The sequence below is a fragment of the Azospirillum sp. HJ39 genome, from assembly GCF_041507355.1.
Classification (GTDB): Bacteria; Pseudomonadota; Alphaproteobacteria; order Azospirillales; family Azospirillaceae; genus Azospirillum; species Azospirillum thiophilum.
The window spans coordinates 249,561-275,827 of record NZ_CP167911.1 but is presented as its reverse complement, the minus strand read 5'-3'; the positions used below and the strand labels follow the sequence as shown (position 1 = coordinate 275,827).

Below are 26,267 nucleotides of genomic sequence, written 5' to 3'. Positions count from 1 at the left end.
CCCGCCGGGCGCCTCAATGGCTCATCAGCACCGGAACCGTCATGTGCTGCATCATGAAGCGGGTCATCCCGCCCAGCACCAGCTCGCGGAAGCGGGAGCGGCCATAGGCGCCCATCACCAGCAGGTCGCAGCTTTCGTCCGCGGCCATGTTCAGCAGGGTGTCGCCGGGCTCCACGACGTCGGTGGCGACGTGGGTCGCCTCGACGCGGCAGCCGTGGCGGGACAGGTGGCGGGCGATGTCGGCGCAGGGCTCGTCGCCCAGGCCGTTGGGGCCGGGCTTCGGATTGGCCGCCATCACCACGACGCGCTTGGCCGCGGCCAGCAGCGGCATGGCGTCGCCGATGGCCCGCGCCGCCTCGCGGCTGCCGTTCCAGCCCACCAGGACCCGTTCGCCGATGGTGGCGAAGCGGCCGGCATAGGGAACCACCAGCAGCGGGCGGCCGCTCTCGAACAGCAGGTCGGCCGGCTGGGCGACGGGCTGGTCGCGGTCGCGGTCGGGATCGGGCTGGCCGACCACGATCAGGTCGGCATAGCGGCCGCGCACGGCGGCGGCGATGGTCGGATCCCCCTCCACCTCCAGCCATTCCGACCGGTCGGTCAGGCCGTGGCGGCGCATGGCGTCGTCGAAGGCGGCCGCCATGAGGGCGGTCTGGTCCTTGCGGGCCTGCCGGCGGCTCTCACGCAACTCCTGCGGGAATTCCGCCTCGATATATCCGGGAAAGGCGATGTCGGTGAAGGCATAGAGCGCGGTCAGGTGGGCATCCGTCCGTACCGCGAGCCGGGCCGCGAGGTCGAGACGGGCCGCAGAAGCCGGCATATCGTCGACGACCACCAGAAAGTCCTTGAGTGCCATGGCGTGCATCCTGCCCAGGGTTGTGATTGCTTCCATTGCCGCGCGCGATGGCTGCACCAGGACGGCAGCGGGCGACGATGGGCGGGACGGCGCCTGACGGAGCGACATCCCCACTTTCCTTGGCAGTATAAATCCTCTTGCGGTTGCGCATTCCCTTTGAATACAGGGTACAGCCATGCCGCCATCGCGGTCCTGCACTGCACACCACCGCCCCGGTGGCGGACAATTGCCAAAGCATACAATCCCAGGACGCTGCATCTGCATGCAATGCGGTGACGGGAAACGTGAACAATCCGCTCCTGCATGGACGACGAGACGAAATTTTTGATCGGCGCCCGCACGAAAATGCAACCCGGACTTGCGTGAATACTATATTATGTCAATGCGTCCTCGACACGCCGCCTGTAGAAACGACCAAGCTCTGTTGCCCGGACGCGGCTTTGGTTTTGACGCATGCCCGACATTTCGCGTAAGTGTTGGATATCGATTTCCTGTTGGGTAATCCCGTCTTTCCTCGCCATGAGTATTGATCCCCGCATCTCCGCGCTGGCCGACGTGTTGTCGGGTGCCGCTTCCGGCGCTCCGGGGCTCGACGCCCTGCGTCAGATTCTTGACGCCATGACGGTGAAGGTGGCGCTGCTCGACCCGGAGCGGCGGCACATCTACGCCAACCGCGCCTATCTGGAGATGATGGGGACGACGCTGGACAAGGCGGTCGGCACCACCATCGGCGAGCATCTCGGGCCCGAGCTGCTGCGCAGCACGACGGCGATGGCCGAACGCGCGCTGTCCGGCGAGACGGTGCAGACCGAAGGCTGGATCACCCAGGCCGACGGCCAGCAGCGCTACCTGATGCGGATGCATTCCCCGCACAGGACGGCCGACGGCGCCGTCACCGGCTATTTCGTCATCCTGCAGGACATGACCGAGCGCCGGCAGGTGCAGGACGACCTTTTCCGCCTCGCCTACTACGATCCGGTGACCGGGCTGGCCAACCGCCTGATGCTGCTGAAGCACATGGCGGACTACCGCAACATGGGCGAGCCGTTCACCCTGGTCATCCTCGACATCGACCGCTTCGCCGAAATCCGCAGCAGCATGGGCCAGGGCTTCGCCAACGAGCTGCTGGACGATCTGGCGCAGCGGATGGGGGCGCAGGCCGCGGCCTTCGACCTGATCGCGCGGGTCAGCGACCATGCCTTCGCCCTGCTGGCCGGCGGCGCCTGCGACCGTCCCGCCCTGGAGGCCGCCGTCGACGCGCTGGCGGGGGTGGTGCGCTCGGCCCGCTCCAGCTCGGGCGGCACCGTGTTCCTGTCGGCCAGCATCGGCGTGGCGGTGGCGATGCCCAGCCACGAGCGGCCCGACGACGTGCTGCGCGACGCCGAGATCGCCACCGCCCGTGCCCGCGAGCAGGGCGGCGGGCGGCAGGCCTGGTTCGACCCGGCGATGCATTCCCAGGTGGTCGAGCAGGTGCGGATGGAGCATGACCTGCGCGGCGCGCTGGCCGGCGACCGCGATTTATGGGTCGCCTACCAGCCGATCGTCGAGATGGTGACCGGCGGGCTGGCCGGGTTCGAGGCGCTGATGCGCTGGACCCATCCCGAACGCGGCAACATCCCGCCCGGCGTCTTCATCCCCATCGCCGAGAGCACCGGCCTCGTGGTGTCGCTCGGCACCTGGGTCCTGCGCCGGGCCTGCCTGCAGATCGCCGAATGGCAGGAACAGCGCGAGCCGGGCTCCGCCCCGCTGTTCATGAGCGTCAATCTCTCCTCGCACCAGCTGTCCGATCCCAATTTCGTCCAGGTCGTGCGCGACGTCCTGCGCGAAACCGGGGTGGAGCCGTCCTGGATCAAGCTGGAGCTGACGGAAAGCGCGGTGATGGACAAGGCGGAACAGTCGATCCGCCTGCTGCGCGAGCTGCGGGCGCTGGGCATCAAGCTGTCGATCGACGATTTCGGCACCGGCTATTCGTCGCTGTCCTACCTGCACAAGCTGCCGATCGACAGCCTGAAGGTCGACCGCTCCTTCGTCTCGGCGATGCACCAGTCGGAGGAGAACCGTGCCATCGTCCGCATCATCATGGATCTGGCGCGCCTGCTCGGCTTCGACGTCATCGCCGAGGGCATCGAAACCAGCGCCGACGCCAACCTGCTGCGCGCGCTGGCCTGCGACTACGGCCAGGGCTACCATTTCGCCCGCCCGCTGTCGCCGGACGATGCCGCCAGGCTGGTGGGCGGCGACCTGCCCTGGCAGATGCCGCGGTAGGGGCGGTCGGCGGTAGGGGCGGTCGTCAGGGCGGTTGCGTATTGCCCCCTCCCTAACCCTCCCCCGCTACCGCGGGAGAGGGGACTGCCGCCGCTCCGGCATCCACCATCCACATAAGGCCGCCAAGCATCCTGCCCCCTCTCCCTCGAAGAGAGGGAGGGATGGGGAGGGGGCATCACGCGACCGCCCCACTTCCCCCGCCCTCACTTCCCCCGGACGAACTTCGGCGTTCCCGCCACGCTGGGCAGCAGGCGGACGGCATAGGGGCTGGTGCGGCTCTGCGCCACCGCCTGGGCCGGGCCGGGGACCGTCTCGCGATAGCCGACGACCAGTTCGGCGCCCGCCTGCTGGACGCGGTCGATGGCGACGCCATATCCCGCCGTGTCGCGCGGCCCGAGGAACACCGCCACCGCCATCCGGCCGCCGGGCAGCGCGGCCGGCGCCGGCTCGCCCACCCGCGCCCAAAGGGCCGTCCATTCGGCGGCGTCGCGGGCGACGACATAGGCGCGTTCCGCGGCGGCGCTGCGGTCGCCCTGCCAGACGGTGCCGGCCTCCGCCTGGGACGGCAGCAGGTTGCCGTCGGCACGGTCGCCGCCCTGGCAGGCGGCCAGCAGCAGCAGGGAGGCGAGCAGCAGCGGGATCGGGCGGCGCATCGGCGGAACCGTCATGGCGAGGTCAGGCGCTCCGCGGCAGGATGGTCTCGACCAGCGACGCCCAATAGCTGGCGCCGACCGCGAGGATGTCGTCGTTGAAGTCGTAATGCGGGTTGTGCAGGCGGCAGGACGGGCCGCGGTGGCCGCCATGGCCGAGCCAGATGTAGGCGCCCGGCCGCTCCTTCAGCATATAGCCGAAATCCTCCGCCGCCATGGTCGGGTCGGGCGCCCAGACCACATTGTCCTCGCCCACCACCCTGGCCGCCGCGCTTGCTGCGATGCGCGCCTCGGGCTCGCTGTTCACCGTGGCGGGATAGCCGGGGCGGAAGCGCAGCTCGGCCTTGGCGCCCAGCCCCTCGGCGATGCTGGAGACCAGCCGGGCGAACTGTTCCTGGATGCGGCGGTGGTTCTCTTCCGAGAAGGTGCGCATGGTGCCCAGCAGCCGGGCGCTGTCGGGGATGACGTTGGCGGCGGTGCCGGCCTCCACCACCGTGATCGACACCACGGCGCTCTCCGCCGGGTTGGTGCCGCGGCTGACCAGGCTCTGCGCCGCGGTGATGATGTGGGCCGCCACCAGCACCGGGTCGATGCCGCGGTGCGGCATGGCGGCATGGGCGCCATGGCCGGTCACATGGATCTCGAACTGGTTGGCCGCGGCCATCACCGGGCCGGGATGGACGGCGATCTGCCCGGCCGGCAGCTCCGGCCAATTGTGCAGGCCATAGATCTGCTCGCAATCGAACTTCTGCAGCAGCCCGTCCTCGATCATCCGCTTCGCGCCGCCCAGCCCTTCCTCGGCCGGCTGGAAGATCAGATGGACGGTGCCGTCGAAATTGCGGGTTTCCGCCAGATAGCGGGCGGCGCCCAGCAGCATCGCCGTGTGCCCGTCATGGCCGCAGGCGTGCATCTTGCCGGCATGGCGCGAGGCATGCTCGAAATCGTTGGCCTCCGGCATCGGCAGCGCGTCCATGTCGGCGCGCAGGCCGATGGCCCGCCCGCTGCCGCTGTCCAGCCCCTTCAGCGTGCCGACCACGCCGGTCTTGCCCAGCCCGCGATGCACCGGGATGCCGAACTCGGCGAGCTTCGCCGCGACGATGCCGGCGGTGCGGTCCTCCTCGAACCCCAGCTCCGGATGGGCGTGGATGTCGCGCCGCCACGCGGTCATGTCGTCCTGGAAGGCGGCGATGCGGGTGTTGATCGGCATGTCTCTGACGCTTGGTTGGAACGGCCGCTGGTCGGAACGGCGGGCACGGTTCGGGGAGGGTTGGGAATGCTCTGCCGGGAAAGGAGGAAGCCTAATCGGGAGCGGCCGTCTCGGGAATGGCCGTCTCGGGAATGGCCATCTCCGGGACGGCCATGCCGCGCCGCACCGCCGGCCGGTCGGCGACGGCATCGTGCCAGCGCTTGAGGTTGGCGAACCGGTCGAGCAGCCCGCCGCCGCCCGCCGCCGCCACGGCGATGAAGGGGAAGCAGGCGATGTCGGCGATGGAATAGGAGGCGCCGGCCAGATATTCCGCCGCGCCCAGACGCTCGTCCAGCGCCGAATAGCAGCGCATCAGGTCGCCCTTGTACAGGTCGATGGCGTGGGGCAGCCGGTCGGGGGCGCGGGCGGCGAAGCGCTGCATGTCGATGGCGGTGGGGCCGAGGTCGCTGACGCCGAGCATGAACCAGCTCATCGCCTCGGCGCGCTCGTCCTCGTCCTCCGGCAGCAGGCGGCCGGTGCGCTCGGCAAACTGCAGCAGGATGGCGCCGGAGCCGAACAGCCGCCGCACGCGGCCGCCCGGCAGCTGCTCGACCAGCGCCGGGATCTTGGTGATCGGGCTGATCGCCAGGAAATCGGGGCGCTTGTTCTCGCCGGCGGCCAGGTCGACCCGGTGGACGGCATAGGTCAGCCCCAGCTCCTCCAGCAGGATCGAGGCCTTGTGCCCATTGGGCGTGGGAAAACTGTAGAGCGTGAGCATGCGGCGACTGTCCCTGCGCTCCAAGCCGTTTTCGGGGACGGTTTTCGGGAGCGGCGCCACCACTCTGGCCGATTTGCCCGGCGAACGCCAGCGGCAGCGCGCGCAATTCCGGGGGAGCTCACTCCGCCGCGCAGCCCTGCGGCTTCACCACCCGCAGCGCCGACGGCGGGTTGGCCGCCAGCTTCCCCGCCGGGCGGATCGGCCGCCGCACCAGCTCCCCGCCGCAGTTCGGGCAGCGCTCCCCCGGCAGCCGGGCGCGGCAGTCGGCGCAGAAGGTGCATTCGAAGGAACAGATGTAGGCGTCCATCGACTCCGGCGGCAGGTCGCGGTCGCAGCATTCGCAGTTGGGGCGCAGGTCCAGCATGACGGTCACTCGGCCAAGGGGTTGTGGAAGGCGCCGAGGATAGCGGAGAACGCGGCGGGCGGAGAGTGGCGCGACTGCCGATGGGCGTGAAGATCCTGCCAAACCGCATCCCCCCCGCCCCTCTCCCGTCCCGCTCCCGCCCTCCGGACCGGCGGGCCGCCTACATCGCCTCGGCGCGGCGGCCGAACAGGGCGCGCAGCTTGCGGCCGATGACGCCGCCCAGCATGCCGTGGCCGCCGCCGGCCTTGGGGAACCAGCCGGGATCGTCGGTCTGGAAGCGGCGGACGACATGGACGAAGGCGTCGACCACGTCGGGGTCGAAATCGCGGCCCGCCCGTTCGACGATCCAGGAGATCGCGTCCTCCACCGGCCAGGCGCCGCGGTACTGGCGGCTGGTGATCAGCGCGTCGAACACGTCGGCCACCGCCATGATGCGGGCGCTGACCGGGATGGCGTCGCCCTTCAGCCCCTCCAGATAGCCCGAGCCGTCGAAGCGCTCATGGTGGTAGCGCGCAATCTCGGCCGCGATGGACAGCAGCGAGCGGCCGCGCAGCGGCACCGCCGCCTCGGACAGGATGCGGTGGCCGATCTCGGTGTGGCGCTGGATCATCTGCATGTCGATGCCGGTCAGCTCCCCCGGCATGCCGAGCGTCTCGTCCGACACGCTCAGCATGCCGACATCGTGCAGCAGGGCCGCCAGCCCGACCTTCTCGACGAAGTCGGCGTCCAGCTCGCCGCGGAACTTCCCGCGCCCGTGCAGTTCGCGGGCGAGCGCGCCGACCAGCTTCTCGATGCGCTGGAGATGGCCGGTCGCGGCATTGTCCTTGTATTCGGCGAGCGCGCCCATCGCCAGCACGGTGGCCTTCTGCGAGGTGTTCAGCTCCTCGATCAGCAGGGCGTTCTCGAAGGCGATCGAGCATTTGTTGCGGAACAGCTCCAGCAGCTGCCATTCCCGCGCGGTGCCGTCGTTGCGGCCCTCGACATAGATCATGCCGGTGATGCCGCCGTTGGCGCGCAGGCGCAGCGCGCAGAAATCCGGCTCGATGATCGTCTCGCTGCCGGGCGACAGCCGCTCCAGCGCCGCCTCCACCCGCGGTTCGCCGAGCTCAGCGACCTCCACGTCCTTCCATCCGGCGAAGCGGCCGGTGGAGGCGCGCACGCGGATCTTGCGGTCGCGCGGCAGCGTGTCGCCCTGGATGCACAGCAGCGCATGGTGGCCGATGCCGAGCAGCCCGACCACCCGCGGCAGGATGTTGGGGAACAGCACGTCGGGGGTGCGCATCTCCAGGAGGCCGGTGGTGGCGACCAGCATGCGGGCCAGCCCCTTGCGCCCCGCGGCCAGCGCCTGGAGGCTGGCGAAGGTGCGCAGCTGGCCGGCGACGGCGGCGCGCAGCGCCCGCGGCGTCAGCTCCGCCTTGGTGCGCCAGTCGCCGATGTCGTAGGCGGCGATCGCCTCGTCCTCGCCATCGGAGGCAGGGGCGGAGGCAGGGGCGGAGGCAGGGCCGGCGTCGCCGGTGCAGACGACGATGCGGGTGCGCTGGTTGCCCAGCTCGCGCCGCAGATAGGCCACCAGCTCCAGCCCCGCCCGTTCGCTTTCCAGCGCGATGTCCAGCAGGATCAGGGCGGTGTCGGGATGCTGCCGCAACGCCTCGCGCGCGGCGGCGGCGGAGGTGGCGCCCTGCAGCGCCACACCGGCGCCGTCGATGGACAGCCCGTCGAGCGCGGCCTGCACCGTCGCCGGGAGCGACGGGTCGGAATCGACGACCAGAACCCTGAAGGGCGGCTTTGCGGCCGGGCCGGCCGTCTCCGGCCGTGCATCGTCGTGGAGCATGTCATTCCCAGCGGTTGCGCCTGCGCGATGCGCGTCCGCCAAAGTAATCCGATCCTCATATTCATTCAACCATGAGAACCGGGCGGCCGGAGCCGGGCCCGCCGGTCAGCGTGCCGCCAGCGCGTCCGCCACCTCCATCGCGAGCAGGGACGGGTTGACCGGCTTGGCGATGACGCGGGCGACGCCCAGCCGGGCGAAGGCGGCGGCGGTCAGTTCCGGCGGGACCTTGTCGTCGATGGCCGACAGGATGAGGACGGGCATCTCCGGGCGCAGGGACCGGGCGGCCTTGATCACCTCGAACCCGTCATGGCCGGGCATGATGATGTCGGTCAGGACGAGGTCGAAGCGCTCCACATACAGGATGCCGATGGCCTCCGGGGCGCTGGCGCACAGCGTCAGCTCGTGCCCCTCGCGGCCGAGGATCGCGCGGACCAGGGTGCGCGTGACCGGATCGTCGTCCACCACCAGCAACTTGGCCATGCCGCGCCCCGCCGCCTTCGTACCGGCCGAGGCTGCGGCCGGTCCCTTCTGTTTCGCCAGTCTGTGTCGCCAGGATCCAGCTTGTACTGCGAAATTGCCACAATTGCGCGTCGAAATGCCACGCGGCGCGCGGGCCGGACACCGGCCGGGACCCATGCGGGGGCCTGTGAGAAACAGGCCGGCCGCGGCCCGCCGGCCTTGGAATGGGCCGTTCGTTTGGGGTAGTGTCCGCGCGCACCCCACGGATCAACAACGAGCAGACGCAAGACCGATGTTGCTTCCCAACGCCGTCCGCCGAATTGCCGGGGCCGCCCTTGCCGGTTCTGTCTTCTCCGCCGCCCTTCTCCTTGCCGGCCTGGGCGCCGGGTCCGCCGCCGCGGCCGACCCGCGCCATCTCGGCACCTTCAAGGACTGGAACGCCTTCGCGTTCGAGGAGAACGGCCGCAAGGTCTGCTACATCTCCAGCCAGCCCAAGAAGACGGAGCCGGCGAAGGCCAAGCGCGGCGACATCTATGCGCTGGTCACCCATCGCCCGGCGGAGAAGACCTTCGACGTCGTCAGCATCATCGTCGGCTATCCGTTCAAGAAGGGCAGCGACGGCGACGTCGCCATCGACGGCAAGAGCTTCACGCTGTTCACCGACGGCGAGACCGCCTGGGCCCGCGACGCCGAGTCCGACCGCGCGGTGACCACCGCGCTGCGCGGCGGCAGGCAGATGGTGGTCAAGGGGGTGTCCGGCCGCGGCACCAGGACCACCGACACCTACAGCCTGGACGGCGTGTCCCAGGCCTATGACGCGATCAACGAGGCCTGCGGCGTGAAGCGCTGAGCGGCGCCCACCGGTTTATGGGGCCGGTCGGCCCCATATCGGCCCCCCGATCGGCATAGCTGCCCGCTGGGTCTTTTTTCACTTGGTCTTTTGACTCCATGCGCGCATGGCCCTATGTAGTGGGGCCATGAGCGCCTCCAATCATGCCTCCGCCTTCGTTCTGCCGGCGACCGCTGCCGACGGACGCAAGAACCTTGTCGGCCTGTCCCGCGAAGAGCTGGAAGCCGAGATGCTGTCGATCGGCCTGGAGAAATTCCGGGCCCGCCAGCTCTGGCACTGGATCTACCATCGCGGATCCACCGATTTCGCCGAGATGACCACGCTGGCCAAGCCGGTGCGGGAGAAGCTGGCGGAAACGCACGTCGTGGCGCGGCCGACGGTGGTGACGGACCTGAAATCGGCGGACGGCACCCGCAAATGGCTGCTGCGCATGCCGGACGGCCAGGATGTGGAGAGCGTCCACATCCCCGAGGAGGACCGCGGCACGCTCTGCGTCTCCTCGCAGGTCGGCTGCACCCTGACCTGCCGCTTCTGCCACACCGGCACCCAGCTGCTGGTCCGCAACCTGAGCGCGGCGGAGATCGTCGCCCAGGTGATGCTGGCGCGCGACATGCTGGGCGAATGGCCGGCGCCGCCCGACGGGCGCATGCTGTCCAACGTCGTCATGATGGGCATGGGCGAGCCGCTGTTCAATTACGACAACGTCGCCAAGGCGCTGAAGATCGTGATGGACGGCGACGGCATCTCGATCTCCAAGCGGCGGATCACGCTGTCGACCTCCGGCGTCGTGCCGATGATGGAGCGCTGCGGGCAGGAGCTGAACGTCAACCTCGCGGTCAGCCTGCATGCCGTGACCGACGAGCTGCGCAACCTCATCATGCCGATCAACCGCAAATACCCGCTGCGGCAGCTGATGGACGCCTGCCGCAATTATCCCGGCCTGTCCAACGCCCGGCGCATCACCTTCGAATATGTGATGCTGAAGGGGGTGAACGACAGCCCGGCCGATGCCCGCGCGCTGGTGAAGCTGCTGGAAGGCGTCCCGGCCAAGATCAACCTGATCCCCTTCAACGAATGGCCGGGCGCCCCCTACGAGCGCTCGACCGCGCGGGCGATCCAGGTCTTCGGCGACATCGTGAACAACGCCGGCTATGCCAGCCCGGTCCGCACCCCGCGCGGCGAGGACATCATGGCGGCCTGCGGCCAGCTGAAGAGCGCCAGCCTGCGCATGACCGCCGCCGAGCGCGCCGCCATCGCCGCCGTCATCGCGGAGAAGGACGCGGCGCTGGCCTCGTGACGAGGGGGCCGGCGGTCTGCAGGGCATTGTGAGGGGGCGCCGGGCCATGGTCGCGGAAGGCAGGGCGATGGGAAGCGGACAAGGAGTCCCGGCGCCGGTGCCCTGCCGCCTGTGCGGAGCCGACAGCACGCCTGTGTTCGAAATGCTGTTGATGGGGCGTCACCCGGCCGGCTTCTTCGAATGCACGGGCTGCGGATCGATGCAGACGGAAAAGCCGTATTGGCTGGCCGACGCCTATGCCGACCCGCGTCCGCTGACCGATGTCGGCATCGTCGCCCGCAGCCTCGACCTGTCGATGCGGGTTGACCTGATCCTGTCGATGCTCGGCGTCGGCGCGGGCGCCGTCTGTCTCGACTGGGCCGGCGGCAACGGCCTGTTCGCAAGGATGATGCGGGACCGCGGCTGGAACGTCTTCCTGCACGAGCCCTACACGCCGAACTTCTATGTGCCCTTCCATTCCGCCGAACAGGCCGGCGTGGAGCGGGCGGACGTGGTCACCGCGTTCGAGGTGCTGGAGCATCTGCCCGATCCGGCACGCGATACCGAGGCGTTGTTCGCCTTCGATCCGGACATCCTGATCGTCACGACCGAGCTTTACAGCGGGCAGGACCGGAGCTGGTATTATTTCGGCGAGGGCAACGGCCAGCATGTCTTCTTCTACAGCCGCAAGGGATTGGAACTGATCGCGCGCCGGCACGGGCGCGGCCTGATAACCGCCGGATCGATGCATTTCCTGCTGCGGGCCAAACCGCGGCGCTGCGCCTACGGAATGGCGGAAATCCATGCGCTGGCCGCATTGCTGGGCGATCCCGGCCGGCTGCACGCCAAGGCGATGGAGCGGATGTCGGACCATATGCGCTCTCCCTTCCGCCACGCCCTGCGCGACCATCAGGACATTCTCGCCCGGATCCAGGCGGGCGACGTGCCTGCCTGACCGGCGGATCGGCGGACCGCCGGCCGGCGGCGCGACCGGATTGCACCCTCCCGGCTGTCTGTGACAGGGTGTCGCCACTTCCGCCAACCAGACATGGCCTTGAGCACCGGCATGCCCGCCCCCATCGAGGACATCATCGCCAAGGCGATCAAGGACGCCGACAAGTCCTTCTTCAACGAGGATTACGTCAAGCAGGCGAAATCGGTGACCTCGGCGCTGAAGAAGGCCGGCTACGAGGTGGCGCCGGTCAAGCCGCCGCCGGGACTGGTCGAGTGGGCGAAGGACAACATTCCGTTCGGCCGCCTGCGTCCGGCGGAACTGATTACGCAGATGTACTCGATGATGGTCGAGAACGTGCGCCGCTTCGACAAGTAGCGGAACCGCAAGCGGGGGCGTCTCCAACTGGCGGCTTTCGCTGGTAATACCACAGGACCGGAAGGCCGTTTCTTTTCAGCCACTTCCCGCATTGCGCCAAAATCGTCACACCCGACCTTCCGACGGCCCCCCGCCGTTGACTCGGCTGCTGCGTGAGCGTAATTCATTGCGCCAACCAATAGGACGGAGAACCGTCCCAAAAGGGCACGCACCACCCAGCCGCCGCGGCAATCGTCATGTTGCGCCGCGACCGGCCGCGAACAGAGGACGACGCAATGGCAAACGGCAGCGGTCGGCCGCTCTCCCCGCATCTCCAAGTCTACAAACTCCCGTTGACCGCAGTCATGTCCATCACGCACCGCATCACGGGCGTCGGGCTGGCTGTGGGCACCCTCCTGCTGACCTGGTGGCTGGTCGCCGCCGCCGTCGGTCCCGACGCCTTCGCACGCGCGCAGGGCTTCATCGGGTCCTTCTTCGGCCTGCTGCTGATGTTCGGCTGGTCCGCGGCGCTGTACTACCACCTGTGCAACGGCATGCGCCATCTGGTGTGGGACGCCGGCAAGTCGTTCGAGCTGCCCGATGCCGAACGCGCCAACCGGATCGTGCTGATCGCGACGGCCGCGCTGACCGTGCTGACCTGGATCGTCGGCCTGGCCGCGTGGTGAGGAGATAGACATGGCGTCCAATAGCAAGACCCTCCGCTCGCCGCTGCAGATCGCGCGCGGCCTGGGTTCCGCCAAGCACGGCACCGAACATTGGTGGCACCAGCGCCTGACCGCGATCGCGCTGGTCCCGCTGACCGTCTGGTTCGTCTTCGGTGTCATCCGTCACCTGGGTGCCGACCACGCCGCGTTCATCGCCTGGATGAAGTCGCCCTTCTCGGCCGTGATGATGATCCTGACCGCCGTGGTCATCTTCCACCACGCCCAGTCCGGGCTCCAGGTGGTCATCGAGGACTACGTGCATGCCGAATGGCAGAAACTGGCGCTGATCGTCGCCGTCAAGTTCCTGTCCTTCGCCCTGGCGGCGGCCTGCGTGCTCGCCGTCGTGAAGATCTTCATCGGAGCCTGACGACCATGGCGACCGCCTACACCATCATCGACCACACCTATGACGTCGTCGTCGTCGGCGCCGGCGGCGCCGGGCTGCGCGCCACCTTCGGCATGGCCGAAAAGGGCCTGAAGACCGCCTGCATCACCAAGGTGTTCCCGACCCGCTCCCACACCGTGGCGGCGCAGGGCGGCATCTCGGCCGCGCTCGGCAACATGGGCGAGGACGACTGGCGCTACCACATGTACGACACCGTCAAGGGGTCGGACTGGCTGGGCGACCAGGACGCCATCGAGTACATGTGCCGCGAGGCCATCCCGGCGATCATCGAGCTGGAGCATTACGGCGTGCCCTTCTCGCGCACGCCGGAAGGCAAGATCTACCAGCGCGCCTTCGGCGGCATGACCGCGCAGTACGGCAAGACCCAGGCCTACCGCACCTGCGCCGCCGCCGACCGCACCGGCCACGCCATCCTGCACACCCTCTACCAGCAGTCGCTGAAGCACGAGGCGGAGTTCTTCGTCGAATACTTCGCGCTCGACCTCATCATGGAGGACGGCGTCTGCAAGGGCGTGCTGGCCTGGAACCTGGACGACGGCACGCTGCACCGCTTCCGCGGCCAGCTGGTCGTGCTGGCGACCGGCGGCTACGGCCGCGCCTACTTCTCGGCGACCTCGGCCCACACCTGCACCGGCGACGGCGGCGGGATGGTGCTGCGCGCCGGCCTGCCGCTGCAGGACATGGAGTTCGTGCAGTTCCACCCGACCGGCATCTACGGCTCCGGCTGCCTCATCACCGAGGGCGTGCGCGGCGAGGGCGGCTACCTGACCAACTCCAACGGCGAGCGCTTCATGGAGCGCTACGCCCCGTCGGCCAAGGATCTGGCGAGCCGCGACGTCGTGTCCCGCTCGATGACCATCGAGATCCGCGAGGGCCGCGGCGTGGGTGAGCACAAGGACCACATCCACCTGCACCTGGAGCATCTGCCGCCGGAGATCATCCACCAGCGCCTGCCCGGCATCGCCGAGACGGCCAAGATCTTCGCCAACGTGGACGTCACCAAGGAGCCGATCCCGGTCCTGCCGACCGTCCACTACAACATGGGCGGCATCCCGACCAACTTCCGCTGCGAAGTGGTGTCGCCGACCGCCGAGAACCCCGACCAGGTCGTTCCCGGCCTGATGGCGATCGGCGAGGCGGCCTGCGTGTCGGTCCACGGCGCCAACCGCCTGGGCTCCAACTCGCTGCTCGACCTCGTGGTGTTCGGCCGCTCGGCCGCCATCCGCGCCGCCGAGATCGTCGAGCCGGGCAAGGCCCCGTCGGTCAAGGACAGCAGCACCGACAAGGCGCTGGAGCGGTTCGACCGCATCCGCAACGCCAAGGGCTCGATCAAGTCGGCCGACCTCAGGCTGGAGATGCAGCGGACGATGCAGAACAACTGCGCCGTCTTCCGCACCGGCGAGGTCCTTGACGAGGGCGTGAAGAAGATCGACGCCGTCTATGCCAAGAAGGGCGAGATGGCGATCTCCGACCGCTCGCTGGTCTGGAACTCCGACCTGGTCGAGGCGCTGGAGCTGGACAACCTGCTGGGCCAGGCGGTCGCCACCCTGCATTCGGCCCAGAACCGTCCGGAGAGCCGCGGCGCCCACGCCCGCGAGGATTATCCGAACCGCGACGACGAGAGCTGGATGAAGCACACCGTCATCTGGGTCGGCGACGACGGGGCGACCAAGATCGATTACCGCCCGGTCCACATGTACACCCTGACCGACGAGGTCGACGTCTTCCCGCCGAAGGCCCGCGTCTACTAAGGCCCGCCGGATAAAGGATAACAGCCATGGTTGAATTCAACCTGCCAGCCAACTCCAAGGTCGGCGTCGGCAAGACCGTCAACGTCGCCAGCGGCGCCAAGCGGTCCAAGACCTTCAAGATCTACCGCTGGAACCCGGACGACGGCCAGAACCCGCATGTCGACACCTATGTCGTCGACCTGGACAAGTTCGGGCCGATGATCCTGGACGCGATCATCTACATCAAGAACCAGGTCGACAGCACGCTGACCTTCCGGCGTTCCTGCCGCGAGGGCATCTGCGGCTCGTGCGCGATGAACATCGACGGCACGAACACGCTGGCCTGCCTGAAGGCGATCGAGGACGTGCCGGGCGACGTCAAGATCTACCCGCTGCCGCACATGCCGGTGGTGAAGGATCTCGTCCCCGACCTGAACCACGTCTACGCCCAGCTCGCCTCGATCAAGCCGTGGCTGCAGTCGCAGTCGCCGGCCCCGAGCCGCGAGCGGCTGCAGTCGCCGGAGGACCGCGCCAAGCTGGACGGCCTCTACGAGTGCATCCTGTGCTTCTGCTGCTCGACCTCCTGCCCGAGCTACTGGTGGAACGGCGACCGCTATCTCGGCCCGTCGATCCTGCTCCAGGCCTATCGCTGGATCGTCGACAGCCGCGACGAGATGACGGGCGAGCGCCTCGACAACCTCGAGGATCCGTTCCGTCTCTACCGCTGCCACACCATCATGAACTGCACCAAGGCGTGCCCGAAGGGCCTGAACCCGGCCAAGGCCATCGCCGAGATCAAGAAGCTGATGGTCGTGCGCCGCTGATCGCGGCCACGCCGATCCGCTGCATTCGCAAAGAAGAAGGGCGCTCCCGACGGGGGCGCCCTTCTTCTTTGCGGCCCTGCCATCCCGCCGGATCGCGCCGCCGCAGGGGGGCTGCCCGTTTCCAGGCTGGCGCAAGCCCCGGCGGCTCCTCTACACTCACGGTCCCATCATCGGACCGACGCCCATGCCCCGCAGCGACTTCTATCCGCCCATCGACCCGTTCCAGACCGGCACGCTCGCCGTCGACGGGATTCATACGGTCTATTGGGAGCAGGCGGGCAACCCGCGCGGCGTGCCGGTGATGTTCCTGCATGGCGGGCCGGGCGCCGGCGCCTCGCCCACCCACCGGCGCTTCTTCGATCCGTCCCATTACCGCATCGTCGTGATGGACCAGCGCGGCGCCGGCCGCTCCACGCCGCTCGGCGAGACGCGCGCCAACACCACCGAGGCGCTGGTGGAGGACATCGAGGCGCTGCGCACCCATCTGGGGATCGAGCGCTGGCACCTGTTCGGCGGCTCCTGGGGCTCGACCCTGGCGCTGGCCTATGCCCAGACCCATCCGGAGCGCTGCCTGGGCCTGATCCTGCGCGGCATCTTCCTGATGCGGAAGAGCGAGATCGACTGGTTCCTCTATTCGATGCGCGTGCTGTTCCCGGAAGCCTGGGCGGCCTTCGCCGCCCACATCCCGGAGGCCGAGCGCGGCGACCTGCTGGAGGCCTACTGGAAGCGGCTCGATTCGTCCGATCCGGCGGTACGCATGGCTGCGGCGCGGGTGTGGAGCGTCTATGAGGGCAGCTGCTCGGCCCTGCTGCCGTCGCCGGACCTGATCGCCGCCAGCGGCGAGGACCGCCACGCCCTGGGGCTGGCGCGGATCGAGGCGCATTACTTCCGCTCCAACCGCTTCACGCCAGAAGACAAGCTGCTGCGGGACGTGCAGCGCATCCGCCACCTGCCGGCGGTGATCGTCCAGGGCCGCTACGACGTCGTCTGCCCGGTGATCTCCGCCGACGAGCTGCACCGCGCCTGGCCGGAGGCCGACTACCGCATCATCCCCGACGCCGGCCATTCCGCCATGGAGCCCGGCATCCGCGCCGCGCTGATCCAGGCGACCGAGCGCTTCAAGGAATACCGGTGAGATCCTCCCTCTCCCGTCCCGGGAGAGGGAAGGGGCCCATGCGAAGCATGGGAAGGGTGAGGGGCAGTGCAAGAATCCAGAAGCGCATGGTTTCTTGGACTCCCCCTCACCCTCCCCACGCCTTGCGGCGCGGGTCCCCTCCCTCTCCCGGGGCGGGAGAGGGCTGTGACACTCGCCCTTGTACCCGTCCCCCACCCACCCCACACTCTGCCGATGCCTGAACTCCCCGAGGTCGAGACGGTGTGCCGGGGCCTCGCCCCGCATCTCGAAGGCCGGCGGCTGGTCCATGTGGAGCAGCGCCGGCCGAACCTGCGCACCCCCTTCCCGCCGCGCTTCTGCGAGCGGCTGACCGGGCGCCTCGTGCGCTCGGTGCGGCGCCGGGCCAAATACATCCTGATGGAGATGGACGACGGCACCGTGCTGATCGCCCATCTCGGCATGTCGGGCCGGATGATCATCGCGCCGGAACGGCCGGAAAGCTTCGGCAAGCACGATCACGTGGTGTTCGAGACCGACGCCGGCACCATCGTCACCTTCAACGACGCGCGGCGCTTCGGCCTGATGGACCTGACGGTCGCCGATGCGCTCGACGACCACCCGATGCTGCGCAGCCTGGGGCCGGAGCCGCTGGGCAACGAATTCTCCGGCCCCGAGCTCGCCCGCCGGCTGGCCGGCAAGGCGACGCCGGTCAAGGCGGCGCTGCTCGACCAGGGCGTCGTCGCCGGGCTGGGCAACATCTACGTGGCGGAGGCGCTGTACCGGGCCGGCATCCTGCCGACCCGCAGCGCCGCCAGCCTGACCGCCGCCGAGGCCGACCGTCTCGCCGTCGCGGTGCGCGAGGTGCTGGAGCGCGCCATCGCCGCCGGCGGCTCCTCGCTGCGCGACTACCGGCAGGCATCGGGGGAGCTGGGTTATTTCCAGCACCAGTTCGCCGTCTACGACCGCGAGGGCGAGGGCTGCCCCGGCTGCGACTGCGACCGCGCCCGGACCGGGGGCGTTCAGCGGATTGTACAGTCGGGCCGCTCGACTTTCTTTTGTGCGGCGCGCCAACGGTGATATAGCTGGAGGCATGACGGCTCTACCGGCCATGCTCCGGGCGGCATCCGCCGCTTTCCTCCTTGCCGGCCCCGCGGTCGCGGGCCTGGGGAGCTTCCTCGTTCCCATTTCCCTGGCCGAAGCCGCCGAGGCCGCACCCGCCGGGTCCGGGCCTTTCGTCCCCGGATTCGCCGACGTGCCGGTGATGCCGGGGCTGGCTGCGGCCGAATCGGAACCTCTGGTCTTCGACAAGCCGGGCGGGCGGATCGTCCAGGCGGTGCTGTCGGGGGCGGTGCCGCGTCAGGCGGTGCTGGCCTTCTACGACCAGACCCTGCCGCAGCTGGGCTGGCGCCGCACCGCCGACCGCGTCTTCGTCCGCGACGGCGAGGAGCTGCGGCTGGAATTCCCGCGGGCGGCCCAAACCGTCCAGGCCACCCCCGCCCAAACCGCCCAAACCACCGCCAGGCCGGCGTCCGGCACGGCCGTCCGCTTCACTTTGACGCCGCGCTGACGGCGGGAGCACCCGCCATACTCGCGAGGCTCCTTCGCCGGACCCCCATCCATCGGACAACCACGAGCCCCGGACGCAACCGGGCTCGCCCCATCGGGAGAGTGCTGCAACCATGTCGTATGAAACCATCCTCGTCGAAACCCGCGGCCCGGTCGGCCTGATCACTCTCAACCGTCCGAAGGCGCTGAACGCGCTGTGCGACCAGCTGGTGACCGAGCTGGGCGCGGCGCTCGACGCCTTCGAGGCCGACGCCGCCATCGGCGCCATCGTCGTCACCGGCTCCGAGCGCGCCTTTGCCGCCGGTGCCGACATCAAGGAGATGGCCGGCTTCTCCTACATGGACGTCTACAACGGCAACTTCATCACCGCGAAGTGGGAGCGGCTGGCCAAGTGCCGCAAGCCGACCATCGCCGCGGTGGCCGGCTTCGCGCTGGGCGGCGGCTGCGAGCTGGCGATGATGGCCGACTTCATCCTGGCCGCCGACACCGCCAAGTTCGGCCAGCCCGAGGTCACCATCGGCACGATCCCCGGCGCCGGCGGCACCCAGCGCCTGACCCGCTTCGTCGGCAAGTCCAAGGCGATGGAGATGGTGCTGACCGGCCGCATGATCGACGCCGCCGAGGCCGAGCGCTCGGGCCTCGTCAGCCGCGTCGTCCCGGCCGCCGAGCTGGTCGAGGAGGCGGTGAAGGTCGCCACCAAGATCGCCTCGCTGTCGCAGCCGGTGATCGCCATGGCCAAGGAGGCGGTCAACGCCGCCTACGAGACCACGCTGGCCGAGGGCGTCCGCTTCGAGCGCCGCCTGTTCCATTCGACCTTCGCCACCGAAGACCAGAAGGAAGGCATGGCCGCCTTCGCCGAGAAGCGTCAGGCCGCCTGGAAGAATCGCTGAGTCGTCCGACCCCGCCGTCCCTGCCGTCCCCCGCATCTTGCGGGGGGCGGACCAGATCCCATCAAGATATCGTCACCGTACGATTAGTCGAAATCATCGGGCGTCCACGCCTTGACTCGGCCTTCGCTGCCGCGTATAAGGCGCGCTCGCATCACGACAGCCGTGTCGTTCGGAGTAGGGTTTCTCATGGCCAATCATAAGTCCGCTGAAAAGCGCATTCGTCAGACCGAGCGTCGCACGGAAGTCAACCGTGCCCGCGTCAGCCGCATCCGGTCCTTCATCAAGAAGGTCGAGGGCGCGATCTCGAGCGGCGACAAGTCCGCCGCCGCCGAGGCCTTCAAGTCCGCCCAGCCGGAACTGATGCGCGGCGTGTCCAAGGGTGTGCTGCACAAGAACACCGTGTCGCGCAAGCTGTCGCGTCTGTCGGCTGCCATCAAGGCTCTCTGATAGAGTCTTCATCTGCCGGTTTCAAAAAGCCGCGCCCGTGACTCGGGGCGCGGCTTTTTGCGTTTAAAGTAAATATGTGGATGCTCAACAATTGTCTTAGATTGTTCTCAGGCTTTCTTATGAGATTCGGGATCGGTCTTATGGTCGGTACGAGTGTTTTTATCTTTTTGGCCCGTTCGCCATCTGTCCCATTGCCAGATTTCGGACGTATCGTTAGACTTTTGCTCCATTCGGCCGTACGATTAGGGGTGATGCAACACTCTGTGTCCGGCTGAACACAGCAGTGAATTACTGAAGGTCTTACGCCGGATCAGGGCTTGTTGAGTCCCGGTCGATCGCACGATCTTCTTTTACTTACAAGCTGTCGCGTCCGGGCAGGGATTTATGGTCCCGCCGCCTGATGCGCGTGCTTTTCAGATATGATGTTCCGTTGGGGGCGTTCCTGTCCGGGCTGATCCGGATAGGATCGGACGGGCGGCCAGGACATCCTGTGCCGGGCGGACAAGGCCCCCTTGCGGCCGCTCTGCGGTGCGCGGCGGTTCCGGTCGCGGGAGGATCCCGCGCCGTCCCGGCAGGGGATCCGGCCGGGGGGTAGGAGCGGGAGTAAGGGAGCATGTCGGTCGGCGTGTCGTTGGATCAGCAGTGGGCGCGCATTCGCGGACGCCTGAAGGAAGAGGTGGGCGAGATCGCCTTCCGGAGCTGGCTTCAGCCGCTGTCCGTCGCCAGCCTTGTCGGCGGCGAGGTGTGCATCGTCGTGCCCACGCGCTTCATGCGCGACTGGGTGCTGACCCATTATGCCGACCGAATCCGCGCGCTGTGGTCCGGCGAGAATCCGGAAGTCCAGTCGATCGACGTCATCGTCGCGTCGACCAACCCGCCGCCGGCGCTGGTCGCCGACAATGACGACCGCGACGACGACCGCGATCCGCCGCAACCCCGGTCCTTCGAGTCCCGGTCCCCCGACTCCCGGTCCTTCGAGTCCCGCTCGTCGGACTCGCGCTTCCCCGACCCCCGCTCTTCCGATCAGCGCTCCTCCGACTCCCGGCAGGCGCCGTCGCGCCAGCCCTCGGACTCCGGCGGCGGCTTCTACGGCAACGGGGCCCAGGCGCACTCGTCGGCGCCCTCCACCGTCTACACCTCGTCCTCCTATGGCGGGGCGTCGGACGAGTCGCCGAACGCGCTGCCGGCGATCCTTGAGGACCGCTCCGACCTGTCGGCCGCGCTCGACCCGCGCTTCACCTTCGAGAATTTCGTCGTCGGCAAGCCGAACGAGCTGGCCCATGCAGCGGCAAGGCGCGTCGCCGACGCGACCGCCGTGACCTTCAACCCGCTGTTCCTCTATGGCGGCGTCGGGCTGGGCAAGACCCACCTGATGCATGCGCTCGCCTGGCAGATCCGCAAGAACGACCCGAACCGCAAGGTGCTCTACCTGTCGGCCGAGAAGTTCATGTACCAGTTCATCCGGGCGCTGCGCTTCAAGGACACGATGGCCTTCAAGCAGCAGTTCCGCTCGGTCGACGTGCTGATGATCGACGACGTGCAGTTCATCAGCGGCAAGGACTCGACGCAGGAGGAGTTCTTCCACACCTTCAACGCGCTGGTCGACCAGAACCGGCAGGTCATCATCTCCGCCGACAAGAGCCCATCCGACCTGGAAGGGATGGAGGAGCGGCTGCGCTCGCGGCTCGGCTGGGGGCTGGTCGCCGACATCCACCCGACCACCTACGAGCTGCGGCTCGGCATCCTCCAGGCCAAGGCCGACGCGCTCCAGGCGACCATCCCGCTGAAGGTGCTGGAGTTCCTCGCCCACAAGATCACGTCGAACGTGCGCGAGCTGGAAGGGGCGCTGAACCGCATCGTCGCCCATGCCGAGCTGGTCGGCCGTTCCATCTCGCTGGAGACGACGCAGGAGGTGCTGCACGACCTGCTGCGCGCCAACGACCGCCGCGTCACCATCGACGAGATCCAGAAGCGCGTCGCCGAGCATTACAACATCCGCGTCGCCGACATGCATTCGGCCCGCCGCGCCCGCGCGGTGGCCCGCCCGCGCCAGATCGCCATGTATCTGGCCAAGCAGCTGACCGCCCGCTCGCTGCCGGAGATCGGCCGCAAGTTCGGCGGCCGCGACCACACCACGGTCATGCACGCCGTCAAGAAGGTCGACGAGCTGCGCGCCACCGACCCCTCCTTCGCCGAGGATGTCGAGCTGCTGCGGCGGATGCTGGAAAGCTGATCCGCCGCCCCGGTTCCCTCTCCCTCCGCCTTTTCCCCGGCCGATGTGACGGCTCTATGAAGTTTGGCCTGTGCGCCGCTTCGGCCGTGGACGGACCGCTTTCGCCTCAGGCACACTTCGCGCCTTGAGCGGGACTGCGAGCGGGGCCGCATGCCGGCCGCCGCCGCGCCTGCCCGCCTGAACGCCATCAGCCTGAACGCCATCCAAGAGCCAGGGAGACCGGACATCATGTCCAAGACCGATCACGTCAGGACCGAGTCGCAGCGCTCCAGCGCCGAGACCCAGCGCGCCGCCAAGAGCTTCAGCCGCCGCCTGCTGCTGCAGAGCGCCGCTGCCGCGGCCGGCGTCGCCTCGGTCGGTCCCTTCATCCTGCGCGAGGGCCGCGCCGCGTCGGGCTCGGTCAAGATCTTCTCCTGGGCCGGCTACATCAGCCCGGACATGCTGGCCGATTTCGAGAAGAAGACCGGGGTCAAGGCGACCCTGACCGAATACGGCACCAACGACGAGCTGCTGAACCAGCTGAAGGCGACCGGCGGCGCCGGCTTCGACATCATCCACCCCACCGTCGACCGCGTGCCGAACTATGTCGAGTTCGAGCTGGTGCAGCCGATCGACGAATCGAAGGTCAAGTGGGACGGCTGCCTGAAATCCTCGGTCGAGGGCTCGGCCGGGATGGGCGGCGTCGTCGGGGCCAAGCGCTATTTCGCCCCGGCCGACTGGGGGACCGAGGCGCTGGCCTACGACATGAAGAAGGCGCCGCTCGCCTACGGCACCGCCGGCTACGGCGATCTGTGGGCGCCGGCCAATGCCGGCAAGGTGACGGTGCGCGGCCATTCCTCGCTGATCGGCATCGCGCTGTGGCTGGAAAGCCAGGGCAAGCTGCCGCACCCGGTGCGCGACCAGTTCAAGGACGAGGCCAAGGCGCGGGCCAACTTCGACGCCATCCTGAAGGTGGCGGCGGCCAACAAGAAGTCGGTCGCCCAGTTCTGGACCAACGAGAACGAGGCCCAGGGCGCCTTCCGCGCCAACGGCTGCGTCATCGGCCAGACCTGGGACTCGACCGCCGTGGCGCTGCGCAAGGAAGGGCTGCCGGTCCGCTTCGTCGCGCCCAAGGAAGGCGCGCTCGCCTGGATGGAAGGCTTCGCCATCCCGAAGAAGGCCGAGAATCTGGAGAACGCCTACGCCTGGATCAACTGGTTCTACACGCCGCAGGCCGGCGCGCTGTACACCAACCATTCCGGCATCTCCAGCACCGCGGTCGGCGCCGAGGCGCACCTGACCGACCTGAACAAGCAGTTCTTCGCCGAGGCCTATCCGGGCGACGCGCTGCAGAAGCTGTGGTGGTGGCCGATCCAGGAGGCATGGTACGTCTCCATCCGCAACGAGTACCAGGACCGCTTCCTGGCGGCGTAACCTGAGGCTCCCTCTCCCGCCCCGGGAGAGGGAAGGGGCCCATGCGGAGCATGGGAAGGGTGAGGGGTGAGGCACGGAGCCATGCGGTTCGGGTTTCCTGGATCACCCCTCACCCTCCCGCCTGCGGCGGGCCCCTCCCTCTCCCGGGGCGGGAGAGGGGGATAATCCCCATTCCGGCAGGCCCCATGAGCCAAGACGTCCAACTCGACCATGTCACCATGCGCTTCGGCGACACGGTGGCCGTGCGCGACGTGTCGCTGACCATCCGGGCCGGGGAGTTCTTCAGCTTCCTCGGGCCGTCGGGCTGCGGCAAGACCACCATCCTGCGCATGGTTTCCGGCTTCATGGAGCCGACCTCGGGCGCCGTCCGCATCGGCGGCGCCGACATGCGCGGGATCGGGCCGAACAAACGCCCGACCGCGCTGATCTTCCAGAACCTCGCCCTGTTCCCGCTGATGACGGTGGCGGACAACATCGGCTTCGGGCTGGAGGTGCGCGGCGTGCCGTCTGCCGACCGAAAGCGCCGCGTCGCCGAACTGCTGGAGCTGGTGGCGCTGCCCGATGCGGCGAACAAGCGGGTGACCGACCTGTCCGGCGGCCAGCGCCAGCGCATCGCCATCGCCCGCGCGCTGGCGGTGGAGCCGGCGGTGCTGCTGCTGGACGAGCCGCTGTCGGCGCTCGACCTCAAGCTGCGCCAGCACATGCGGGCCGAGCTGCGCGAGCTGCAGAAGCGCACCGGCGTCACCTTCATCTACATCACCCACGACCAGGGCGAGGCGCTGACCATGTCCGACCGGATCGGCGTGATGTCGCGCGGCGTGCTGGAACAGGTCGGCGACGGCAAGACCATCTACGACCATCCGGAAACCGCCTTCGTCGCGTCCTTCGTCGGCGAATCGAACCGCTTCGCCGGCCCGGTGGCGGAGGCGGCGGAGGGCTGGGCGGTGGTCGACACCGAATTCGGCCGCCTGCGCGGGCGCAACCCGCGCGGGCTGGCGGCGGGCGACCGCGCCACCCTGTTCGTCCGGCCGGAACGGCTGGCCCCGGAACGTCCGGGGGCGGGCGGCAACGACAACAGCCTGATCGCCCGTGTCAGCCACAGCGACTTCGAGGGCGCCTTCGTCAACGCCTTCCTCGATGGCGGGTTGACGGTGCAGATGCCGCATCTGGGCCAGGAGCCGGCCTTCGTCCCCGGCGAGACCGTCACCCTCGGCTTCCGCGCCGCCGACGCGGTCGCCCTGCCGGCCGGCTGACCCCTCTCCCCCCTTCCCTCCCCGCCTTCCGCGCAAACGAAAACGCCCCGGCCGACCGGCCGGGGCGTTTCGCGTTTCAGGGCGGAGGAGACGGTCAGTTCGCCTGCTGGATCGCCGACAGCTGCCACTGGCCGCCGCGCGGGCGGACGAAGGTCCACAGCTCGGTCGCCTCGACCGGCTGGGTCGGGTTGCCGTCGACCACCCGGCCGCTGGCGCGCTCGACCGTGCTGTCGATCAGCGAGAAGCGGATGGCGACGGTGGCGTATTCCTGCACCCCCTCGCGCCAGCCCTCGGCGAGGTCGCCCTGGAGCAGGCGGACGTCGCCGATCTTGTTGACCACGCCGCGGTTGCGGTTCTCGGTCAGGTCGTCGGTGAAGTAGGACAGCATCTCCGGCGTCGTGGCGGCGCGCAGCGCATCGACATCCTCACGCCCGTAGGCGGTCTGGACGGTGACGAGCAGCCGCTCGAACGCCTCGAAGTCGGCCGGCTGGATGCCGATCTCGTCCGACGCCTGACGGCGCTGGGCCGGACCGGCCGAACCGCCGCCCATGCCGCCGCCCATGCCACCGCCAAGCGGGCCATTGCCCATCGGGTTGTGACGGACGTCGGCCGCATCGCGGTTCAGCGGGCCGCCGGCATAGGCCGGCTGGTTGCCGCCGAGCGGGTTGCCGCCCAGCGGGCCGCCGGCCGGCGCGGTGTTCGCGGTCTGCGAGCGGTTGCGGAAGAAGCGCATGGCCAGCCGGACCAGGAAGACGACCAGCAGGATCTGGAGGATGAAGCCCAGGATGCCGGCGAAGCTGCCCAGCCCCTCGAAGAAGCCGCCGCCGAACAGCATCGCACCGATGCCGGCGCCGATCAGGCCGCCCATCACGCCGCCCATGAAGCCGCCGCCGAAGAAGCCGCGCGACGGGGCCGCCGCCGGGGCATTGGCCGCGGCGCCGGGACGCTGCACGCCGGGCGCAGCCGCCGGGGCGGCGGAGCGCTCCATCGGCGACACCGCGTTGGGGGCGGTGCTGGTGGCGGCCGGAGCCTCGGTGGTGCGGCTGCCGCGGCTGCCGGAAGAGCTGCTCTTGCCGGCGCGGGCGTCGGCGGTGCCGGCGGCCAGCGCCATCACCAGCGCTACCGCCACGGCGGTCGCCGCCCGGGCGCCTCGTTTCGTCTTGGAGGTGGCGGAAAGGCTCGAAGGTCGGGTCTTCTCGCTCATGATCGTGCTCGCTCGTCGCATCTGGTCGGTTTTTCCAGCCTTTCCAAGTGGGGGTGGTCCGGCCTCCGTTTAAGAGGCGGTCTCACTTTTTTCGAGCGATTATCCGCATCACGGCCTAATCGGTCTCACTTTGCATCATCCCGTCGCCCTGCAGCGCGTCGATCGCCCGGCGGTCGCGCTTGGTCGGACGGCCGGCGCCCGGCTGCTGGAACGGCGCGCGGTAGGGATCCTGCAAGCGCTCCTCCGCCACCGGCGGGGCGAGATCCTTGTACAACGCCTGGGCTTCCGGCGCCGGCCCGCGCCGGCTGCCCAGCGCCACGACTTTTATGATCCGGATGTGCCGCCCCTGGGCGAAGGTCAGCACGTCGCCGGGCTTCACCGCCGCATGGGCCTTGGTCACCGGCGTGCCCGACAGCCGCAGGCCGCCGCCGTTGCACAGCTTGGCCGCGAGGCTGCGCGTCTTGAAGAACCGCGCGTACCACAGCCACTTGTCGATCCGCAGCCGGCCGGGGGTGCTGTCGTCGCTGTCGTCGGTGTTGCTGCCGGTGTTGCTCATGGGCGTTTCCGTCCGTTGGTTGCGTTCATGATGTGCGAGGTCGTCATGCCCCCTCCCTACCCCTCCCCCACCTGCGGTGGGAGAG

26 protein-coding genes are annotated in these 26,267 nt (G+C 68.9%); 17 read left to right on the top strand and 9 right to left on the bottom strand.

What is annotated here, in order from left to right; translation table 11 throughout:
- Positions 1 to 13 precede the first annotated feature (13 nt).
- Positions 14 to 853, bottom strand: coding sequence for a universal stress protein (locus ABMY26_RS14745; protein WP_372398007.1), 840 nt, complete (start codon positions 851 to 853; stop codon positions 14 to 16).
- A 519-nt stretch (positions 854 to 1,372) separates the two neighbouring features.
- On the opposite strand from ABMY26_RS14745, the gene ABMY26_RS14740 reads away from it, so the two are divergent.
- Positions 1,373 to 3,118 (top strand): putative bifunctional diguanylate cyclase/phosphodiesterase, encoded by a 1,746-nt coding sequence (locus ABMY26_RS14740; protein WP_372398006.1) that lies wholly within the window; start codon positions 1,373 to 1,375, stop codon positions 3,116 to 3,118.
- 203 nt (positions 3,119 to 3,321) lie between these two features.
- On the opposite strand, the gene ABMY26_RS14735 is transcribed toward ABMY26_RS14740, so the two are convergent.
- The 6 genes from ABMY26_RS14735 to ABMY26_RS14710 form a co-directional block, all read right to left on the bottom strand.
- On the bottom strand, positions 3,322 to 3,786 hold the full coding sequence (locus ABMY26_RS14735; RefSeq protein ID WP_372398005.1) for a protease complex subunit PrcB family protein: 465 nt from the start codon (positions 3,784 to 3,786) through the stop codon (positions 3,322 to 3,324).
- Between the two features lie 7 nt (positions 3,787 to 3,793).
- A complete protein-coding gene (locus ABMY26_RS14730) occupies positions 3,794 to 4,975 on the bottom strand; it encodes a M20 aminoacylase family protein (RefSeq protein WP_372398003.1) in 1,182 nt (393 codons plus the stop codon).
- A gap of 91 nt (positions 4,976 to 5,066) precedes the next feature.
- Complete coding sequence (locus tag ABMY26_RS14725) at positions 5,067 to 5,732, bottom strand: glutathione S-transferase family protein (protein ID WP_372398002.1); 666 nt, start codon at positions 5,730 to 5,732, stop codon at positions 5,067 to 5,069.
- A 118-nt stretch (positions 5,733 to 5,850) separates the two neighbouring features.
- Positions 5,851 to 6,096, bottom strand: a complete 246-nt coding sequence (locus ABMY26_RS14720) for a DUF1272 domain-containing protein (protein ID WP_372398001.1) — start codon at positions 6,094 to 6,096, stop codon at positions 5,851 to 5,853.
- A gap of 160 nt (positions 6,097 to 6,256) precedes the next feature.
- Positions 6,257 to 7,927, bottom strand: a complete 1,671-nt coding sequence (locus tag ABMY26_RS14715; protein ID WP_372398000.1) for an HD domain-containing phosphohydrolase — start codon at positions 7,925 to 7,927, stop codon at positions 6,257 to 6,259.
- A 105-nt stretch (positions 7,928 to 8,032) separates the two neighbouring features.
- A complete protein-coding gene (locus ABMY26_RS14710) occupies positions 8,033 to 8,407 on the bottom strand; it encodes a response regulator (RefSeq protein WP_372397999.1) in 375 nt (124 codons plus the stop codon).
- A 271-nt stretch (positions 8,408 to 8,678) separates the two neighbouring features.
- Here ABMY26_RS14710 and ABMY26_RS14705 point away from each other — a divergent pair, with 271 nt between their 5' ends.
- The 16 genes from ABMY26_RS14705 (at position 8,679) to ABMY26_RS14630 (ending at position 24,422) form a co-directional block, all read left to right on the top strand.
- Entirely contained in the window at positions 8,679 to 9,236 is a 558-nt protein-coding gene (locus ABMY26_RS14705) for an invasion associated locus B family protein (protein WP_372397998.1), read from the top strand.
- Positions 9,237 to 9,363: 127 nt separating this feature from the next.
- The gene (rlmN, locus tag ABMY26_RS14700; protein WP_372397997.1) at positions 9,364 to 10,533 is read left to right on the top strand and encodes a 23S rRNA (adenine(2503)-C(2))-methyltransferase RlmN; all 1,170 of its coding nucleotides are present in this window, start codon (positions 9,364 to 9,366) and stop codon (positions 10,531 to 10,533) included.
- 97 nt (positions 10,534 to 10,630) lie between these two features.
- Complete coding sequence (locus tag ABMY26_RS14695; protein WP_372397996.1) at positions 10,631 to 11,467, top strand: class I SAM-dependent methyltransferase; 837 nt, start codon at positions 10,631 to 10,633, stop codon at positions 11,465 to 11,467.
- Between the two features lie 111 nt (positions 11,468 to 11,578).
- A complete protein-coding gene (locus ABMY26_RS14690; protein WP_045581436.1) occupies positions 11,579 to 11,842 on the top strand; it encodes a hypothetical protein in 264 nt (87 codons plus the stop codon).
- A gap of 275 nt (positions 11,843 to 12,117) precedes the next feature.
- Positions 12,118 to 12,507 (top strand): succinate dehydrogenase, cytochrome b556 subunit, encoded by a 390-nt coding sequence (sdhC, locus tag ABMY26_RS14685; RefSeq protein WP_045581435.1) that lies wholly within the window; start codon positions 12,118 to 12,120, stop codon positions 12,505 to 12,507.
- A gap of 10 nt (positions 12,508 to 12,517) precedes the next feature.
- Positions 12,518 to 12,913 carry a succinate dehydrogenase, hydrophobic membrane anchor protein gene (sdhD, locus tag ABMY26_RS14680; protein WP_045581434.1) on the top strand — a complete coding sequence of 132 codons (396 nt, stop codon included), beginning with the start codon at positions 12,518 to 12,520 and terminating at the stop codon, positions 12,911 to 12,913.
- 5 nt (positions 12,914 to 12,918) lie between these two features.
- On the top strand, positions 12,919 to 14,703 hold the full coding sequence (gene sdhA / locus ABMY26_RS14675; RefSeq protein WP_372397993.1) for a succinate dehydrogenase flavoprotein subunit: 1,785 nt from the start codon (positions 12,919 to 12,921) through the stop codon (positions 14,701 to 14,703).
- 26 nt (positions 14,704 to 14,729) lie between these two features.
- Entirely contained in the window at positions 14,730 to 15,506 is a 777-nt protein-coding gene (locus ABMY26_RS14670) for a succinate dehydrogenase iron-sulfur subunit (protein WP_372397992.1), read from the top strand.
- 184 nt (positions 15,507 to 15,690) lie between these two features.
- Positions 15,691 to 16,641, top strand: a complete 951-nt coding sequence (pip, locus tag ABMY26_RS14665; protein WP_372397991.1) for a prolyl aminopeptidase — start codon at positions 15,691 to 15,693, stop codon at positions 16,639 to 16,641.
- Between the two features lie 213 nt (positions 16,642 to 16,854).
- Positions 16,855 to 17,697 carry a bifunctional DNA-formamidopyrimidine glycosylase/DNA-(apurinic or apyrimidinic site) lyase gene (gene mutM, locus ABMY26_RS14660; RefSeq protein ID WP_372397990.1) on the top strand — a complete coding sequence of 281 codons (843 nt, stop codon included), beginning with the start codon at positions 16,855 to 16,857 and terminating at the stop codon, positions 17,695 to 17,697.
- Positions 17,698 to 17,710: 13 nt separating this feature from the next.
- Positions 17,711 to 18,187, top strand: coding sequence for a hypothetical protein (locus ABMY26_RS14655; RefSeq protein ID WP_372397989.1), 477 nt, complete (start codon positions 17,711 to 17,713; stop codon positions 18,185 to 18,187).
- A 112-nt stretch (positions 18,188 to 18,299) separates the two neighbouring features.
- Positions 18,300 to 19,076 carry an enoyl-CoA hydratase gene (locus ABMY26_RS14650; RefSeq protein ID WP_045581429.1) on the top strand — a complete coding sequence of 259 codons (777 nt, stop codon included), beginning with the start codon at positions 18,300 to 18,302 and terminating at the stop codon, positions 19,074 to 19,076.
- Positions 19,077 to 19,262: 186 nt separating this feature from the next.
- Positions 19,263 to 19,523, top strand: coding sequence for a 30S ribosomal protein S20 (gene rpsT, locus ABMY26_RS14645; RefSeq protein ID WP_045581428.1), 261 nt, complete (start codon positions 19,263 to 19,265; stop codon positions 19,521 to 19,523).
- 613 nt (positions 19,524 to 20,136) lie between these two features.
- On the top strand, positions 20,137 to 21,756 hold the full coding sequence (gene dnaA / locus ABMY26_RS14640) for a chromosomal replication initiator protein DnaA (RefSeq protein WP_372397988.1): 1,620 nt from the start codon (positions 20,137 to 20,139) through the stop codon (positions 21,754 to 21,756).
- A 228-nt stretch (positions 21,757 to 21,984) separates the two neighbouring features.
- Positions 21,985 to 23,169, top strand: a complete 1,185-nt coding sequence (locus ABMY26_RS14635; RefSeq protein ID WP_372397987.1) for an extracellular solute-binding protein — start codon at positions 21,985 to 21,987, stop codon at positions 23,167 to 23,169.
- A gap of 185 nt (positions 23,170 to 23,354) precedes the next feature.
- On the top strand, positions 23,355 to 24,422 hold the full coding sequence (locus ABMY26_RS14630; protein ID WP_372397986.1) for an ABC transporter ATP-binding protein: 1,068 nt from the start codon (positions 23,355 to 23,357) through the stop codon (positions 24,420 to 24,422).
- A 94-nt stretch (positions 24,423 to 24,516) separates the two neighbouring features.
- On the opposite strand, the gene ABMY26_RS14625 is transcribed toward ABMY26_RS14630, so the two are convergent.
- Positions 24,517 to 25,626 carry a Tim44 domain-containing protein gene (locus ABMY26_RS14625; RefSeq protein ID WP_372397985.1) on the bottom strand — a complete coding sequence of 370 codons (1,110 nt, stop codon included), beginning with the start codon at positions 25,624 to 25,626 and terminating at the stop codon, positions 24,517 to 24,519.
- A 115-nt stretch (positions 25,627 to 25,741) separates the two neighbouring features.
- The gene (locus ABMY26_RS14620; RefSeq protein WP_372397984.1) at positions 25,742 to 26,182 is read right to left on the bottom strand and encodes an RNA-binding S4 domain-containing protein; all 441 of its coding nucleotides are present in this window, start codon (positions 26,180 to 26,182) and stop codon (positions 25,742 to 25,744) included.
- Positions 26,183 to 26,267 lie beyond the last annotated feature (85 nt).

What these genes read in the sequence shown, in the direction of transcription:
- ABMY26_RS14670 (WP_372397992.1), top strand. Translation starts at nt 14,730, where the DNA reads ATGGTTGAATTCAACCTGCCAGCCAACTCCAAGGTCGGCGTCGGCAAG.
- ABMY26_RS14745 (WP_372398007.1), bottom strand. Translation starts at nt 853, where the DNA reads ATGGCACTCAAGGACTTTCTGGTGGTCGTCGACGATATGCCGGCTTCT.
- ABMY26_RS14620 (WP_372397984.1), bottom strand. Translation starts at nt 26,182, where the DNA reads ATGAGCAACACCGGCAGCAACACCGACGACAGCGACGACAGCACCCCC.
- dnaA (WP_372397988.1), top strand. Translation starts at nt 20,137, where the DNA reads ATGTCGGTCGGCGTGTCGTTGGATCAGCAGTGGGCGCGCATTCGCGGA.
- ABMY26_RS14705 (WP_372397998.1), top strand. Translation starts at nt 8,679, where the DNA reads ATGTTGCTTCCCAACGCCGTCCGCCGAATTGCCGGGGCCGCCCTTGCC.
- ABMY26_RS14720 (WP_372398001.1), bottom strand. Translation starts at nt 6,096, where the DNA reads ATGCTGGACCTGCGCCCCAACTGCGAATGCTGCGACCGCGACCTGCCG.
- pip (WP_372397991.1), top strand. Translation starts at nt 15,691, where the DNA reads ATGCCCCGCAGCGACTTCTATCCGCCCATCGACCCGTTCCAGACCGGC.
- ABMY26_RS14690 (WP_045581436.1), top strand. Translation starts at nt 11,579, where the DNA reads ATGCCCGCCCCCATCGAGGACATCATCGCCAAGGCGATCAAGGACGCC.
- sdhA (WP_372397993.1), top strand. Translation starts at nt 12,919, where the DNA reads ATGGCGACCGCCTACACCATCATCGACCACACCTATGACGTCGTCGTC.
- sdhC (WP_045581435.1), top strand. Translation starts at nt 12,118, where the DNA reads ATGGCAAACGGCAGCGGTCGGCCGCTCTCCCCGCATCTCCAAGTCTAC.
- rlmN (WP_372397997.1), top strand. Translation starts at nt 9,364, where the DNA reads ATGAGCGCCTCCAATCATGCCTCCGCCTTCGTTCTGCCGGCGACCGCT.
- ABMY26_RS14715 (WP_372398000.1), bottom strand. Translation starts at nt 7,927, where the DNA reads ATGCTCCACGACGATGCACGGCCGGAGACGGCCGGCCCGGCCGCAAAG.
- ABMY26_RS14650 (WP_045581429.1), top strand. Translation starts at nt 18,300, where the DNA reads ATGTCGTATGAAACCATCCTCGTCGAAACCCGCGGCCCGGTCGGCCTG.
- ABMY26_RS14625 (WP_372397985.1), bottom strand. Translation starts at nt 25,626, where the DNA reads ATGAGCGAGAAGACCCGACCTTCGAGCCTTTCCGCCACCTCCAAGACG.
- ABMY26_RS14655 (WP_372397989.1), top strand. Translation starts at nt 17,711, where the DNA reads ATGACGGCTCTACCGGCCATGCTCCGGGCGGCATCCGCCGCTTTCCTC.
- ABMY26_RS14710 (WP_372397999.1), bottom strand. Translation starts at nt 8,407, where the DNA reads ATGGCCAAGTTGCTGGTGGTGGACGACGATCCGGTCACGCGCACCCTG.
- ABMY26_RS14730 (WP_372398003.1), bottom strand. Translation starts at nt 4,975, where the DNA reads ATGCCGATCAACACCCGCATCGCCGCCTTCCAGGACGACATGACCGCG.
- mutM (WP_372397990.1), top strand. Translation starts at nt 16,855, where the DNA reads ATGCCTGAACTCCCCGAGGTCGAGACGGTGTGCCGGGGCCTCGCCCCG.
- sdhD (WP_045581434.1), top strand. Translation starts at nt 12,518, where the DNA reads ATGGCGTCCAATAGCAAGACCCTCCGCTCGCCGCTGCAGATCGCGCGC.
- ABMY26_RS14635 (WP_372397987.1), top strand. Translation starts at nt 21,985, where the DNA reads ATGTCCAAGACCGATCACGTCAGGACCGAGTCGCAGCGCTCCAGCGCC.
- ABMY26_RS14740 (WP_372398006.1), top strand. Translation starts at nt 1,373, where the DNA reads ATGAGTATTGATCCCCGCATCTCCGCGCTGGCCGACGTGTTGTCGGGT.
- ABMY26_RS14630 (WP_372397986.1), top strand. Translation starts at nt 23,355, where the DNA reads ATGAGCCAAGACGTCCAACTCGACCATGTCACCATGCGCTTCGGCGAC.
- rpsT (WP_045581428.1), top strand. Translation starts at nt 19,263, where the DNA reads ATGGCCAATCATAAGTCCGCTGAAAAGCGCATTCGTCAGACCGAGCGT.
- ABMY26_RS14735 (WP_372398005.1), bottom strand. Translation starts at nt 3,786, where the DNA reads ATGACGGTTCCGCCGATGCGCCGCCCGATCCCGCTGCTGCTCGCCTCC.
- ABMY26_RS14725 (WP_372398002.1), bottom strand. Translation starts at nt 5,732, where the DNA reads ATGCTCACGCTCTACAGTTTTCCCACGCCCAATGGGCACAAGGCCTCG.